Origin of the sequence: Chitinophaga sp. (assembly GCF_019236475.1) — a bacterium.
GTDB lineage: Bacteria > Bacteroidota > Bacteroidia > Chitinophagales > Chitinophagaceae > Chitinophaga.
Genome location: NZ_JAFAIX010000011.1, coordinates 25,063 through 37,911, shown reverse-complemented (window position 1 = coordinate 37,911; position 12,849 = coordinate 25,063). Strand labels below are relative to the sequence as shown.

Genomic DNA, 12,849 nt, shown 5'->3' with positions numbered 1-12,849 from the left:
CATGTTTAACAGCGGGGCAGGCGATTTGTTGTTGGAGGAGAGGAGGGGTATAGGGAGACACGGTTACAAAAAAAATCCCCGGTACATCTCTGCACCGGGGATACACCATCTAAAAAATATTGCGATTACATTTTCTTGGCATCTTCCAAGAATTTCGCCAGCCCGATATCTGTTAAAGGATGTTTCAGCAGACCCAGGATAGAGTCTAACGGGCAGGTACAAACGTCTGCACCTACTTCAGCACATTTCACGATGTGGAGTGCGCTGCGGATAGAGGCGGCGAGAATTTCAGTTTTGAATCCCTGAACGCTGTAGATCTGTGCGATTTGAGCGATCAGTTCAACACCATCCCAGTTGCTATCATCGATACGACCGATGAAAGGGGATACGTATTTAGCACCTGCTTTAGCAGCCAGGATAGCCTGACCAGCAGAGAATACCAGTGTACAGTTAGTTCTGATACCGTTGTCGGTAAACCATTTGATGGCTTTAATACCGTCTTTAATCATTGGCACTTTCACCACGATGTTAGAGTCGATTGCAGCCAATTTCTGTCCTTCTTCGATGATGGATTTGAAGTCGGTGGAGAAAACTTCAGCACTTACATCTCCGGAACCAACGATTTCGCAGATGTCTTTGTAGTGCTGCATGATAGCCGCTTCACCTTTAATCCCTTCTTTCGCCATCAGGGATGGATTGGTGGTTACACCATCCAGGATACCGAGATCGTGAGCCTCACGTATTTGCGCCAGATTAGCTGTATCAATAAAGAATTTCATACTATGTTAAGTTAAGGTTGTAAGGTTTGTATCAATTTGCGGAGCTACTGTCATTAGAGAAGGAGGTGAGAATGAAACCAGCTGACTACTGACAGCGACTAATGACCTTTTTAAAGAAAAAAAAAGGCAAGTTACTTATATCGCACCGCTACAACCGCCTACCCTTGCTACATTCCTGTCCTGGGGGGATTCAGCAGGAGCTGGTCGTATAAGACTTGCCGGTTGCAAAGGTAATACAATGTGTTGTAAATCCAAATTTTATGCGGTTTTTCTTGAAAAAAAAATTTGCAACGACTTTTACAATAACCCTGAAACCCTTTGTGGGTTTACTTTTCAACGGTAGTATAAAAGTTGTAGTCGTTCAGTACGGTTTCAAGAAAAACAGTGTCAGGCAGGGTGGTATTGATTTTCAGCACCTCTTTTATACGAGTGGCTACTCGTTCCGCCAGACCTTTATCTCCCGATAATGCTCTATCCAACATCTCCTTAATTTTATTCATGTCTCTGTCAGATAACCGTAAAATCTCAGGAAACTGTGGTTTATAGTCGGTCATAGAGAGATCGCGGAAAATGGTTTCTTCAATACTGCCTTTTGGTTTAATACTGATGACAATGGTGCCAGCAGCAATATCACCTACCCGTTGCTTCAGCGGAGAGCGCAACATGGAGATGACTGGAATGATCGCCCAGAAGAATATGGGTTGTTCTATAATACGGAAAAACCAACGTGTAAAGAGTTGACTGCGAGAAGGCGTATTACCAATCAAACCTACTACCCGAATGTCCATCGCTTTTTTACCGGGCGTCTGGCCATTCATATACATTTCAAACAATAAGGGGTATAACATGACAGGAATAACAATCACGAGGAGAAATAAAACCGACAAGCCATCGTTGTTGATGATATCCTTCATACTCCCTACGATCAGTACAAAAACTACGACGAATACCGTCCGGATGACCGTATCTATCAGCCATGCAAGGAAACGCTGCCCAATTTCTGCAGCCTGAAACTCCAGATCAATGTTAAACGAAGTAGGGATTTTAATGGTGCTCATGCTCAAATCTACACAAATGTTTATATATTGTTCCGACAATCAAGCATGAGAGAATCTCTATTTATCAAGAAGAATTTAGCACGCTGGAAAAAATACCAGGAGGAACCCACCGATGATCCGGATGAGATGTCTGATCGTTTTGTATCTGTTCTGGATGACTTGGCCTATGCTAAAACGTTCTATAGCTTCAGTAAAGTAACCCGCTACATCAATAGTATCGCGGCAAATATATTCCAACGCATTTATGCTCATAAGAAAGATGAAGACGGAAGATTCCGGTTATTTTTCAAGTATGAGCTGCCCTTGCTGTTCCGAAAATACCACCGGACGCTGTTATATTCTTTTTCCTTTTTCATGATCTTCGTATTGATCGGCACCTTTTCTAGTGCCCATGACGATACCTTTGTCAGGGGAGTATTGGGGGATGAATACATCAACATGACGGAAAGGAACATTGCCAGCGGGGACCCTTTCGGGGTATATAAGAGCGAGTCTCCCCTTATCATGTTTCTCTATATTGCCGTTAACAATATTTACGTAGCCGTTAAATGCTTTGTATTCGGGATCTTTTTATCTGTGGGCACACTGTATTTATTATTTACCAACGGCGTGATGGTAGGCGCTTTTCATTACCTGTTTGTGAAACATGGTCTTGGTTGGAAAGCAGTGTTAACAGTGATGATTCACGGTACATTGGAGTTGTCTAGTATTGTAATCGCTGGTTGCGCCGGTATGATACTGGGTAATAGTCTGCTATTCCCCGGAACACTTACCCGACTGGAATCGCTGAAGAAAGCGGCAAGAGATGGCGTTAAAATTATGATCTCACTGATTCCTGTATTTATTGTAGCTGCATTCCTGGAAGGTTTTGTTACCCGATATTCGGCTATGCCCATACCAGTAAGTATAGTGATCCTATTGGGTTCTTTAGCTTTTATCATCTACTATTTTATCTGGTATCCCATCCAGCTCCATAAGAAAGGTTACGGTATCAGTGAAGAAAATGGAAAGGTAACTATTACTCACACCTTACCAACATCCCAGGACTGACATGACGAAAGCACTGTGTAAAATTCTGATCATTATTGTTGGTATGTTGCTGATTGGCAACAGAGAAACATTGCATGCACAACAGATAAAAGACTCGTCTTATGAAGGTAAAATAGCTGATATTGTTAGGAATGACAGTATGATGGATATAGCGGATGTACCGAATGGTGAGGAAGAGGAGGCTGCAGCGGTAGATACCGCAAATGCAGGATATCTGCACCCTGGAGCAGACCTTCGGTCTGTAGATGAAAAGAAGCTGGCAGAATTAAAGGAAGATAAATACCTGAATTATATTGACTTAAAAAAGCAACAATCAGGTAAGCCTAGCTGGTGGCAACTCACCCTGGGAGCTATTATCATTTATATCACCTTGCATATCATAATATTCCGCTGGCTGATCATAGGGGTTATTGCGGCCATCCTGCTGTATATCCTTTACCGTTATATGAAAAAGCATGGCTTGGGTTTCTTCCGAAGTATGCCGGTAGTAGGAGAGATACAGGCATCCCAAGAGGTAGTATTACATACTGCTGGCGACTATGAAAAGAAAATCTTACAGGCTACTGAAGAGGGGAATTTCAAAGAAACCATCCGTTGGTGGTATCTGTATTCACTGTTTCAATTGTCTGAAATTAATTTGATCAAGCCATCCATAGAAAAGACGAATAAAGATTACCTGCGGTCATTGAGGAATACCCCTTATTACCGACAGTTTTCTATACTGACCATGGAATACGAATATGTGTGGTATGGCAGCTTTGAGATTCCAAGGAATGATTTTGAACAGATGGAACAACAGTTTCAGGATTTTAAACATCAAATTAGCAAGCGCGCGTGAGGAGGATATTCTACTATATTGCCGGTACTGTCTTAGCGATACTCATAGCGTTGCTGATGATGAACAGTATTCAATCCAACATCGATGAGCAGCGGAGTAATGATATGTCCAAACCTTCCTTCTCCGGAAAGGATAAGAAGGCTGGAGGAACATATGCTGCTACGCAATTGTTGCCTTCTCTTTTTAACAATCAGCCGTTGCAGGTGGTTACAAAGTCATTTGCAGTAACCTACAGAAAAGAAGAGACCCTTAAAAATTCTGGTAACGTTTATATCATCGTTGCTGATAAACTTTTTGTAACAGAACAGGATGTAATTGACCTGCTGAAATATGTAGGCGATGGCAATGAACTGTTTATCGCCTCCAATCAATTGGATGAATACCTGAAATCCAGATTGGGACTGGAAACAGAGGTAATGGGATATGGTGAAATGGTGAAACCTGGTATTCAACGCTATTCGGATTCTATCAACAAAATTGAGGCTACTTATCGGTATAATGGTCCTATGTTGGAAAGATATTTTTCCAAATGGGATTCTTCCAGGACCAATATACTGGGCTATTCGGCGCATGATCAACCCAATTTTGCCAGTGTGCGTATTGGCGATGGTACTGTATATGTATTATTGAATGCTTATACATTTACTAATTACTTTGTAATGCATAACTTAAACGCCAATGCATTAGCCACACAAATGAGTTACTTGGATCCCCATGCCAGCAATGTTTACTGGGATGAATTTTATAATACACAAACAGGCCCTCGTAATAATGAATTCTCAGAATGGCAGGTATTACTGAAATATCCTGCTTTTCGATGGGCACTTTGGCTGAGCGTTATTTTAATGCTGCTGTATGTGGCTTTTGAAAGTAAACGTCGTCAGCGTATTATTCCTTTAAAACCGGTAGTGGCGAATGCTTCCCTGGAGTTTGTGGATGCCATTGGCCAATTGTATTTCCAACAGCAGAATCATACGAATATCTCTCATAAAATGGTGATGCATGCATTGGAGTATATCCGTACCCGTTATTACATCAATACTAATTTACTGGATGATAATTTTACTACACTTTTAGCTAATAAATCAGGCGCCCCAATAGATCAGGTGAAACGCATGACCGGCTTGATGAAAGTGGTGCTGGATAACGGTTATATTGACAGTGAATTTGTAACAGACTTATATAGAAGCATTCAACTTTTTTATCTAAATACTAAATAAATGGATACGAATACCTTTCAACCCCGGACTGATTTGTCTGCACTCCAGGCTGGTGTGGAAGCGATCAGAGACCAAATCGGCAAAGTGATAGTTGGACAATCAGAGATGGTGGACCTGCTAATAACCGCATTACTGGCCCAAGGACATGTGCTGATTGAAGGTGTGCCGGGAGTAGCTAAAACATTGACCGCAAAACTGCTGGCGCAAAGTATTGATGCCGGCTTCTCACGTATACAATTCACTCCTGACCTGATGCCTGCAGATGTACTGGGTACTTCTGTATTCAATCCACAGACCAGGGAATTTGAATATAAAAAAGGACCGGTTTTCTCAAATCTCGTACTGATAGATGAGATCAACCGCGCTCCCGCCAAAACCCAATCTGCTCTCTTTGAGGTGATGGAAGAACGCCAGATCACCAACGATGGTACCACCTACCATCTGGACAGGCCGTTTATGGTAATCGCCACGCAGAACCCAATTGAACAAGAAGGTACTTATCGCCTGCCGGAAGCGCAGTTAGACCGATTCCTGTTTAAAATTCAGGTGAAATATCCTGATCTGCAAGAAGAGGTAGCCATCCTGGAAGCCATGAACAGATTACATTCTCCTGCTGATCTTGCAAGTGTGGTGAATAAAGTACTCGCGTCTGCGGAGCTTATTCATTACCAACAACAAGTAAAACAAGTGAGAGTGGATGAGAAACTCATGCGTTTTATTGCAGAGATGGTACATGCTACCAGACAACATTCTTCCCTTTATTTAGGCGCTTCTCCGCGTGCATCCATTTCCGTTATGAACTGTGCAAAAGCGCAAGCTGCCATGAGTAACCGCGATTTTGTGATACCAGAAGATGTGATTGGTATGATCACACATGTGTTGCGTCATCGTATCATCCTGACGCCAGAAAGAGAGATGGAAGGCATTACCACAGATGATGTGATTGCCCAGATTATCAAAACAGTAGAAGTTCCAAGATAAACACCAATATGCCAGGAGCAATTAAAAGTAATTTCTATCAAAAACTATTCTTTAACAACAGATGCTATCTGCTGATAGGAGCTGATATTCTGCTGTTCCTGGTAGCATTTTTTATTCCTGCTTTATTTTTGTTAGGAGTCCTGTTTGTTGTATTAACGGTGTTGTTAGTATTGGTAGACATGTTGTTATTGCTGACCAAACCGTCTGACACCATAACAGCAGATAGGTCTATGGCCAATCGGTTGAGCAACGGGGACCCTAATGAGGTGAAGCTGGTAGTGCGCAATGGATATCCTTTTCCTGTTAATGTGACTATTCTAGAGGAAGTGCCGCCGCAATTCCAATGGCGGAATTTTACCTTACAGGCGCAAATGGCGGCAGGGGGAGAAAAATCTTTTACGTACTCATTACGTCCAGTGGAAAGAGGCGTGTATACATTTGGTAATAGTAACGTTTATGTAAGCACGGCATTAGGACTTGTTAGCAGAAGATTTGTGATAGATAACCCGGCTGAAGTGGGCGTTTATCCAAGTTTTCAGCAATTGCGCAATTATTCTTTAAAATCATTCATCGCGCAGTTAGATACTACTGGTATACATCGTAAAAGAATTGTTGGGCATAGTATGGAATTTGATCACATCAAACCCTATTCAAAAGGGGATGATGTTCGAACGCTTAACTGGAAAGCAACGGCACGTACTGGCAGCTTGATGGTGAATAGTTTTGTGGAAGAGAAAAGTCAACAGATTTATTGTGTGGTAGATAAAGGTCGTGCGATGCGCATGCCTTTCGATGGATTGTCTTTGTTGGATTATGCGATCAACTCCACCCTGGTTTTCAGCAATATTGCCCTTTCCAAAGGGGATAAAGCAGGACTGATCACCTTTACGGAGAAGAAAATGGAAATGATTCCTGCCAGTAGTAAAATGGTGCAACTCAACACTATTTTGGAATCGTTATATGCGCAGGAAACGCAGTGGCAGGAGAGTGATTATGAATCTTTGAGTGTGCAGTTGAGAAGCAGGCTATCTCAGCGTTCCTTGCTGGTGTTGTATACGAATTTTGAGTCGATGTCTGGCTTGCAGCGGCAATTGCCCTATCTGCGTCGGTTAGCGAAATATCATTTGTTGCTGGTGGTGTTTTTTGAGAATACAGAATTGAAGAAAGTAACAGAAGACGTTGCATATGACTTGGAAGGCATCTATAAACAGACGATTGCACAGAAATTTGCCTATGATAAACGACTGATAGCGAAGGAGCTGGGTAAATATGGCATTATGTCTATTCTTACTCCTCCGGAGCAACTTACTGTAAATGTGGTGAATAAGTATCTGGAGTTAAAATCCAGGATGTTGATTTAATTTTTATCCGGCATTTGTTTGACAGGTATGTCAGACAAGAGATACATAGCCGGATTTAGCTTATACCAAGCTTCCACCCGAATTATCTTAGTTGTATCGCCGGCAGGCAGCAGTAGATCCTGACCGATTAATTTGCCGGCTGATATTTGAAAATGTACTTCATTGGTATCCAGCGGAAGAATTTTGCCGGTGCTGAACATTCCTTCCACATTCAGGTAAAAGTGAATATTCCTCTTAAGGCTGTCCGCATAATGATTGAAGCGCATGCCGGTGAGTTGCGGCAGCTCTAAATCAGCGGTGATGGGGTTTTCGCCGGGGAGGGTAATTGTCAGTTTGATATGATAGTTATCCTTTACCAGTTGAGATCTGTCGAACGTGAGTATGCCATTGCGAATTTCGCCATTAGAAGATTTTACCTCCATTTTATTCCATCTGAGCGATCCGTTGAAACCATTGGCAGTAGCTACTTTGCTACTATCGCTGTAGGTGAGCTGAATCCCAATAGGTGTGCGGTTATACAATTCCGGAACGGCATTATCATCATAGGCTGCGTAGGCGGCCACCAACTTCCGTTGCTGACCGAAGGCCAGCAGCGGAAGAGTGATGCTTATCAGCAGTAATAACTTCTTCAAGCAAGTAATTTTTATGGACGGACAGACAGTTGTCTCGCTACATATTTCCCTAGGATATCAAATTCCAGATTGACTGAATTGCCTGGTTGGATATACTGGATATTGGTGAATTCGAAGGTATATGGAATGATGGCCACAGAAAACTCGTTGTTGGTCACATCAAAAATGGTGAGACTGATACCATTGAGGCAGATAGACCCTTTTTCCACGAGGAGGCCAGCAAATTCGCCAGGGTATTGGAATCTGAACAGCCAGCTTCCATCTTGCGATTCGCGCGACACGCAGGTGCCGGTTGTATCCACATGTCCTTGTACGAGGTGACCGTCAATGCGGGCATTGAAAACCATGGCGCGTTCCAGGTTTACTTTCTGGCCAGGGGTTAGCAGGCCCAGGTTGGTCTTTTGCAGGGTTTCTGCCACTGCCACCGTGGTATAAGTATCTCCTTCTACACCAGTTACAGTGAGGCAAACGCCATTATGAGATACGCTTTGATCTATTTTCAAATCTGCTGCCATAGCAGATTTTATGGTGATAGTCAGGTTTCCGCCTTCCTGTCTGGTGGAAATTACTTCTCCTTGTGTTTCAATGATTCCTGTAAACATATCGCAAATTTAGTAAAATCTGAATTGGGCTAGCTGACTCTTGGTTTCCATGGAATTTCTTCTGCGCCCAGTTTATGGCCGGTCCAGCGGGCGAGCACGAAGAGGTAATCACTGAGGCGGTTGAGATATTTGAGCACCAGTGGTTCGATGAACATTTCCTGTTCCTGCATACCTACGCAGAGGCGTTCCGTACGGCGGCACACGCATCTCGCGATATGACATGTTGAAACCGCCACATGCCCGCCCGGCAAGATAAAAGAGCGCATGGGAGGAATTTCTTCGTTCATCTTATCGATGGATTTTTCCAGCAGGGTAATATCTGCTTCATGGAGATCAGGGATCTTCATTTTGGTTTCCTTATCTGGATCGCAGGCCAGTGCGGCACCGACAGTAAAAAGACGGTCCTGGATTTCCCGAAGGAGATTTTTGGTATCCGGATCGGCGGTGTAATCGTTTACCAGGCCAATGTAGGAGTTCAGTTCATCGACCGTGCCGTAGGCATCGATGCGTATATTGCTTTTAGGCACTTTGGTACCGCCTATGAGGGAGGTTTTTCCTTTATCGCCTGTTTTGGTATATATCTTCATGTACTAAAATTAAAACAAAAAATCCTTCCGGTATTGCCGGAAGGATCGAAGTATATAAAGGGATAGGGCGATAAATCAGACCCCTACCACATATTTTTCATTTACACGGTCAGATTCGATCACGCCATCGCGGAGGCGGATAATACGACGGGCATGGTCGGCGATATCTTCTTCGTGGGTAACTAGTACTACGGTGTTGCCGGAGGCGTGGATACTGCCAAAAATGTCCATGATTTCAATGGAAGTTTTGGTATCCAGGTTACCGGTGGGCTCATCGGCGAGGATGAGGGAAGGATCATTTACCAGGGCTCTGGCGATGGCCACGCGTTGGCATTGACCTCCGGAGAGCTCATTGGGTTTGTGATCCGCACGGTTTTCCAGTTTTACTTTTTCCAGCATGGCCATGGCTTTTTCCAGGCGTTCTTTTTTACCGACACCCTGGTAAATTAGGGGAATGGCCACATTTTCCAGTGCGGTAAGGCGTGGCATCAGGTTAAACTGCTGGAATACAAAGCCAATTTCTTTTCCTCTCACATGCGCCAGGGAATTGTCATCCATTTTACTGACATCGTGCCCGCTGAGGATATACCTGCCGTTGGTAGGGGTATCCAGGCAGCCCAGAATGTTCATGAGCGTGGATTTACCGGAGCCGGAAGGTCCCATGAGGGCTACGTATTCATTTCGGAAAATATCTAGGGAAACGCCCTTCAATACCGGCAGTTCATTTTTGCCGAGATAGTAGCTTTTTCTGATTTCTTCCAGGTGGATAACAGACTTTTGCATGTAAGGTTATTTCTTTATTATTTTGGGCACTTTGAAGTATTCCTCGTTGGCGGCAGGCGCGTTCTGTAGCGCTTCTTCTCTGCTGATGGATGGTTTCACCTGGTCTTCCCTAAACACATTATAATCTTCCGTAAGATGGAGGAGTGGTTTAACGTTGGAAGTATCCAGTTCGTTGAGTTTTTCTACGAAGGTGATCATCCGTTGGAGGTCGCCGGTAAATTCTTTTTTTTCTTCCGCACTGAATTCCAGTCTGGAAAGATCTGCCAATTGCTGTACCAGAGTATCGTTGACTTCCATAAACAAATTAAACGAAAAGGTAATGAATTATAAAAGGTAAATTGATAGTATTCCAAAATTAGGGATAAACGGCCAGATATTTTTAAATTGCGCCCTGTTATGGCAACAGAAAAAGAAATTGTGGTGAGCGGCATACGCCCCACAGGATATTTACACTTAGGTAATTATTTTGGTGCTATCCGTAATTTTATTCGGATGCAGGAGGACTTTAACTGCTACTTCTTTGTGGCAGATTGGCATTCACTTACCACCCATCCTGATCCGAAAGATCTCCGTGGTAACGTAGAGCGCGTACTGGCAGAGAATATTGCTTCCGGCCTGGATCCAGAAAAGGTAGTACTGTACGTACAGAGCGACGTTCCCGAAATCGCAGAGCTTTATTTGCTGATGAATATGCTGGCTTATGTAGGTGAGCTGGAAAAAGTGCCAACGTTCAAGGACAAGGTAAGATTGCAGCCACAGAACGTGAATGCAGGTTTGCTGACCTACCCAGTGCTGATGGCCACCGATATTCTTATCCAGCGTGCCGTGAAGGTACCTGTTGGAAAAGATCAGGGCCAACATCTGGAAATGGCGAGAAATTTTGCGCAGCGTTTTAACCATCGTTATGGTAATCTGTTCCCTGAACCAGAAGCTTTTAACTATGGTGATAGCCTCGTTCGTATTCCAAGCTTAGATGGAACCGGTAAAATGAGCAAAAGTGAAAATGAATTGGCGACACTTTACCTGGCAGATGAGGACGATAAGATTCTCAACAAAATCAAGAAAGCTAAAACCGATAGCGCTACCGGAGTAATTGGATCCCCTATGCCAGAATCAGTGAGCAACTTGATCGACCTGATGAAATTGGTGTCTGCACCGGATGTAGCCAAATTCTATACAGAAGCTTGGGATAATCAGACCATTCGTTTTGGTGATATGAAAAAGCAACTCGGTGAGGACATGGTGAAATTCATTGCCCCTATCCGTGAGAAAGCGAAAGCATTGCAGCAAGATCACGCTTATATGCAGCGTATTATGAAACATGGTGCGGAAAAGGCCAGAGAGAATGCATCTAAAACACTGAATGAGGCCAAGAAATTAATCGGTATAAAATACTATTGATAAAGTGAAATCAAGTAGCTATTTTCAATAATTACATACCATATCAACATACGCATGGCAAAACAAGCAAATAAAGTTAAACATATCGCAATTGCAGGCAATATTGGTGCAGGAAAAACGACGCTGACAGAAATGCTTTGCAAACATTATAAATGGCATCCGCAGTACGAAGATGTGGAACATAATCCTTACCTGAATGATTTCTACGAGGATATGCCACGTTGGTCTTTTAATCTACAAATCTATTTTCTGAATGGTCGTTTGAAACAACTGTTGGAAGTACAGAATGGTAATCAAACTGTTATCCAGGATCGTACGATCTACGAGGATGCGCACATCTTTGCGCCTAACTTGTACGAAATGGGACTGATGACCAAAAGGGATTTTGACAACTATTTCAATTTCTTTGAGACGTTGAAATCCATGGTTAGACCTCCAGATTTACTGATTTACCTGCAAGCATCTGTTCCTACCCTGGTAGCACAGATTCAAAAAAGAGGTAGAGAGTATGAGGAGAATATCCGCCTCGACTACCTGAAACGACTAAACGAATATTACAACAACTGGATTGAGAAATATAAAGAAGGTCCATTGTTGGTGATAGATATTGATAAAAACAAGTTTCCAGAAAGTGAAGAAGATCTGGGAGAAATCATCTCCAAGATTGATTCTCAATTGTATGGATTGTTTTAATTAGTTAAAGGAATTTAAAAAGCGGCTATCTCAAATGAAATTTGAGATAGCCGCTTTTTTATTGTCGCTTTTTATCTTAATCCTAGATTATCATGGAGCTGTAAATTCAACGCTAGGTTTTTCGTTAGTGCCTCTACTTGTTAACGTAATTCCATTATTCTGTGCTGTAATATTTGTTTTATTGGAAAAGAGCAAGATGACCTTTGCATTGAATTTCCATGTGTCATGGCCAGCACCATTATGCGTTTGTTGCCAGATTACTGTTTTAAATTTTTCGCAATCTGATTTGGACATGCCCACAGCATCGCCTAGTTCGAGATCGAATTGATGGTTTGAATTGTCTTTGTACTGCCCGCCATCATCATTGGTGTCGTCCTTATCATATGCTTTACCAATCAATGATTTACCATCAGCAGTGTATACCTCGATAAAAACGCCGGTATCGTGATCTTTGTCATCATCATTGGTATGCGTAAAAAGAGTGGCTTTCACCAATGTAGGTTCGTCAGTTTTCTTTGATGGGATGAATGAAAGCAGTGTGATCGCAGCGAGCGATGTCATACACCATTTAAGAATTTTGGAGTAATGCATAAACTTAAATTTTGGTTTTTTAGGGTATGGTAGATCTAAGAAGAATTGATGAGGTTACAGTCTATAAGCTAATACTAAATTTCACTATTAAAATGAGAAAAAAAAAGGGTGTTTTCACCCAAATTGAATACACAAACCCAGCAGGACAGTAAAGGTTGTAGAAGTACTTGTGGGTCGCTTTTTTTGTTTGTTAACATGTAGTAAAGGTTTGTGCAACCTGCATGGGATAATTTTGTGCTTGATATGTTTGTTTGATTAACCCGTAATTAAGAA

15 protein-coding genes and 1 other RNA gene are annotated in these 12,849 nt (G+C 42.5%); 7 read left to right on the top strand and 9 right to left on the bottom strand.

Going from position 1 to position 12,849, the window contains the following annotated elements:
* Positions 1-125 precede the first annotated feature (125 nt).
* The 3 genes from fsa to JO154_RS14720 all read right to left on the bottom strand — a co-directional run bounded on the left by fsa (position 126) and on the right by JO154_RS14720 (position 1,837).
* Positions 126-779 (bottom strand): fructose-6-phosphate aldolase, encoded by a 654-nt coding sequence (fsa, locus tag JO154_RS14730; RefSeq protein WP_291946782.1) that lies wholly within the window; start codon positions 777-779, stop codon positions 126-128.
* Positions 780-900: 121 nt separating this feature from the next.
* Positions 901-1,000, bottom strand: an RNA gene (gene ffs / locus JO154_RS14725) — signal recognition particle sRNA small type.
* A 105-nt stretch (positions 1,001-1,105) separates the two neighbouring features.
* Complete coding sequence (locus tag JO154_RS14720) at positions 1,106-1,837, bottom strand: RDD family protein (protein WP_291946781.1); 732 nt, start codon at positions 1,835-1,837, stop codon at positions 1,106-1,108.
* 45 nt (positions 1,838-1,882) lie between these two features.
* On the opposite strand from JO154_RS14720, the gene JO154_RS14715 reads away from it, so the two are divergent.
* Genes JO154_RS14715 through JO154_RS14695 form a run of 5 tightly spaced genes read left to right on the top strand, consistent with a single transcriptional unit; the run spans position 1,883 to position 7,287 of the window.
* Positions 1,883-2,887: a stage II sporulation protein M gene (locus JO154_RS14715; RefSeq protein WP_291946780.1), complete on the top strand. Its 1,005-nt coding sequence runs from the start codon at positions 1,883-1,885 to the stop codon at positions 2,885-2,887.
* Between the two features lies 1 nt (position 2,888).
* Positions 2,889-3,725, top strand: a complete 837-nt coding sequence (locus tag JO154_RS14710; protein ID WP_291946779.1) for a hypothetical protein — start codon at positions 2,889-2,891, stop codon at positions 3,723-3,725.
* Positions 3,722-4,945, top strand: a complete 1,224-nt coding sequence (locus tag JO154_RS14705) for a DUF4350 domain-containing protein (RefSeq protein WP_291946778.1) — start codon at positions 3,722-3,724, stop codon at positions 4,943-4,945. The genes JO154_RS14710 and JO154_RS14705 overlap by 4 nt, the downstream gene beginning before the upstream one ends.
* Positions 4,946-5,926, top strand: a complete 981-nt coding sequence (locus JO154_RS14700) for a MoxR family ATPase (protein ID WP_291946777.1) — start codon at positions 4,946-4,948, stop codon at positions 5,924-5,926.
* An 8-nt stretch (positions 5,927-5,934) separates the two neighbouring features.
* Positions 5,935-7,287 (top strand): DUF58 domain-containing protein, encoded by a 1,353-nt coding sequence (locus JO154_RS14695; RefSeq protein ID WP_291946776.1) that lies wholly within the window; start codon positions 5,935-5,937, stop codon positions 7,285-7,287.
* Here the strand turns inward: JO154_RS14695 and JO154_RS14690 are convergent.
* The 5 genes from JO154_RS14690 to gatC form a co-directional block, all read right to left on the bottom strand.
* A complete protein-coding gene (locus tag JO154_RS14690; RefSeq protein WP_291946775.1) occupies positions 7,284-7,919 on the bottom strand; it encodes a hypothetical protein in 636 nt (211 codons plus the stop codon). The genes JO154_RS14695 and JO154_RS14690 overlap by 4 nt on opposite strands.
* Before the next feature lie 11 nt (positions 7,920-7,930).
* A complete protein-coding gene (locus JO154_RS14685) occupies positions 7,931-8,521 on the bottom strand; it encodes a riboflavin synthase (RefSeq protein WP_291946774.1) in 591 nt (196 codons plus the stop codon).
* Between the two features lie 29 nt (positions 8,522-8,550).
* Positions 8,551-9,108 carry a cob(I)yrinic acid a,c-diamide adenosyltransferase gene (locus JO154_RS14680; RefSeq protein ID WP_291946772.1) on the bottom strand — a complete coding sequence of 186 codons (558 nt, stop codon included), beginning with the start codon at positions 9,106-9,108 and terminating at the stop codon, positions 8,551-8,553.
* A gap of 75 nt (positions 9,109-9,183) precedes the next feature.
* A complete protein-coding gene (locus tag JO154_RS14675) occupies positions 9,184-9,891 on the bottom strand; it encodes an ABC transporter ATP-binding protein (protein ID WP_291946770.1) in 708 nt (235 codons plus the stop codon).
* 6 nt (positions 9,892-9,897) lie between these two features.
* Positions 9,898-10,188, bottom strand: coding sequence for an Asp-tRNA(Asn)/Glu-tRNA(Gln) amidotransferase subunit GatC (gatC, locus tag JO154_RS14670; protein WP_291946768.1), 291 nt, complete (start codon positions 10,186-10,188; stop codon positions 9,898-9,900).
* A gap of 99 nt (positions 10,189-10,287) precedes the next feature.
* Between gatC and trpS the strand changes: the two genes are divergently transcribed.
* Together trpS and JO154_RS14660 are read left to right on the top strand one after the other, a co-directional pair.
* Positions 10,288-11,292: a tryptophan--tRNA ligase gene (gene trpS / locus JO154_RS14665; RefSeq protein ID WP_291946766.1), complete on the top strand. Its 1,005-nt coding sequence runs from the start codon at positions 10,288-10,290 to the stop codon at positions 11,290-11,292.
* 54 nt (positions 11,293-11,346) lie between these two features.
* On the top strand, positions 11,347-11,985 hold the full coding sequence (locus JO154_RS14660; protein ID WP_291946763.1) for a deoxynucleoside kinase: 639 nt from the start codon (positions 11,347-11,349) through the stop codon (positions 11,983-11,985).
* A gap of 90 nt (positions 11,986-12,075) precedes the next feature.
* On the opposite strand, the gene JO154_RS14655 is transcribed toward JO154_RS14660, so the two are convergent.
* Positions 12,076-12,576 carry a hypothetical protein gene (locus JO154_RS14655; protein WP_291946761.1) on the bottom strand — a complete coding sequence of 167 codons (501 nt, stop codon included), beginning with the start codon at positions 12,574-12,576 and terminating at the stop codon, positions 12,076-12,078.
* Positions 12,577-12,849 lie beyond the last annotated feature (273 nt).

Bases quoted from the DNA above. Each gene is read 5' to 3' on its own strand.
- JO154_RS14655 (WP_291946761.1), bottom strand. From the start codon at position 12,576: ATGCATTACTCCAAAATTCTTAAATGGTGTATGACATCGCTCGCTGCG.
- JO154_RS14680 (WP_291946772.1), bottom strand. From the start codon at position 9,108: ATGAAGATATATACCAAAACAGGCGATAAAGGAAAAACCTCCCTCATA.
- JO154_RS14710 (WP_291946779.1), top strand. From the start codon at position 2,889: ATGACGAAAGCACTGTGTAAAATTCTGATCATTATTGTTGGTATGTTG.
- JO154_RS14695 (WP_291946776.1), top strand. From the start codon at position 5,935: ATGCCAGGAGCAATTAAAAGTAATTTCTATCAAAAACTATTCTTTAAC.
- trpS (WP_291946766.1), top strand. From the start codon at position 10,288: ATGGCAACAGAAAAAGAAATTGTGGTGAGCGGCATACGCCCCACAGGA.
- JO154_RS14685 (WP_291946774.1), bottom strand. From the start codon at position 8,521: ATGTTTACAGGAATCATTGAAACACAAGGAGAAGTAATTTCCACCAGA.
- JO154_RS14675 (WP_291946770.1), bottom strand. From the start codon at position 9,891: ATGCAAAAGTCTGTTATCCACCTGGAAGAAATCAGAAAAAGCTACTAT.
- fsa (WP_291946782.1), bottom strand. From the start codon at position 779: ATGAAATTCTTTATTGATACAGCTAATCTGGCGCAAATACGTGAGGCT.
- JO154_RS14700 (WP_291946777.1), top strand. From the start codon at position 4,946: ATGGATACGAATACCTTTCAACCCCGGACTGATTTGTCTGCACTCCAG.
- gatC (WP_291946768.1), bottom strand. From the start codon at position 10,188: ATGGAAGTCAACGATACTCTGGTACAGCAATTGGCAGATCTTTCCAGA.
- JO154_RS14660 (WP_291946763.1), top strand. From the start codon at position 11,347: ATGGCAAAACAAGCAAATAAAGTTAAACATATCGCAATTGCAGGCAAT.
- JO154_RS14715 (WP_291946780.1), top strand. From the start codon at position 1,883: ATGAGAGAATCTCTATTTATCAAGAAGAATTTAGCACGCTGGAAAAAA.
- JO154_RS14720 (WP_291946781.1), bottom strand. From the start codon at position 1,837: ATGAGCACCATTAAAATCCCTACTTCGTTTAACATTGATCTGGAGTTT.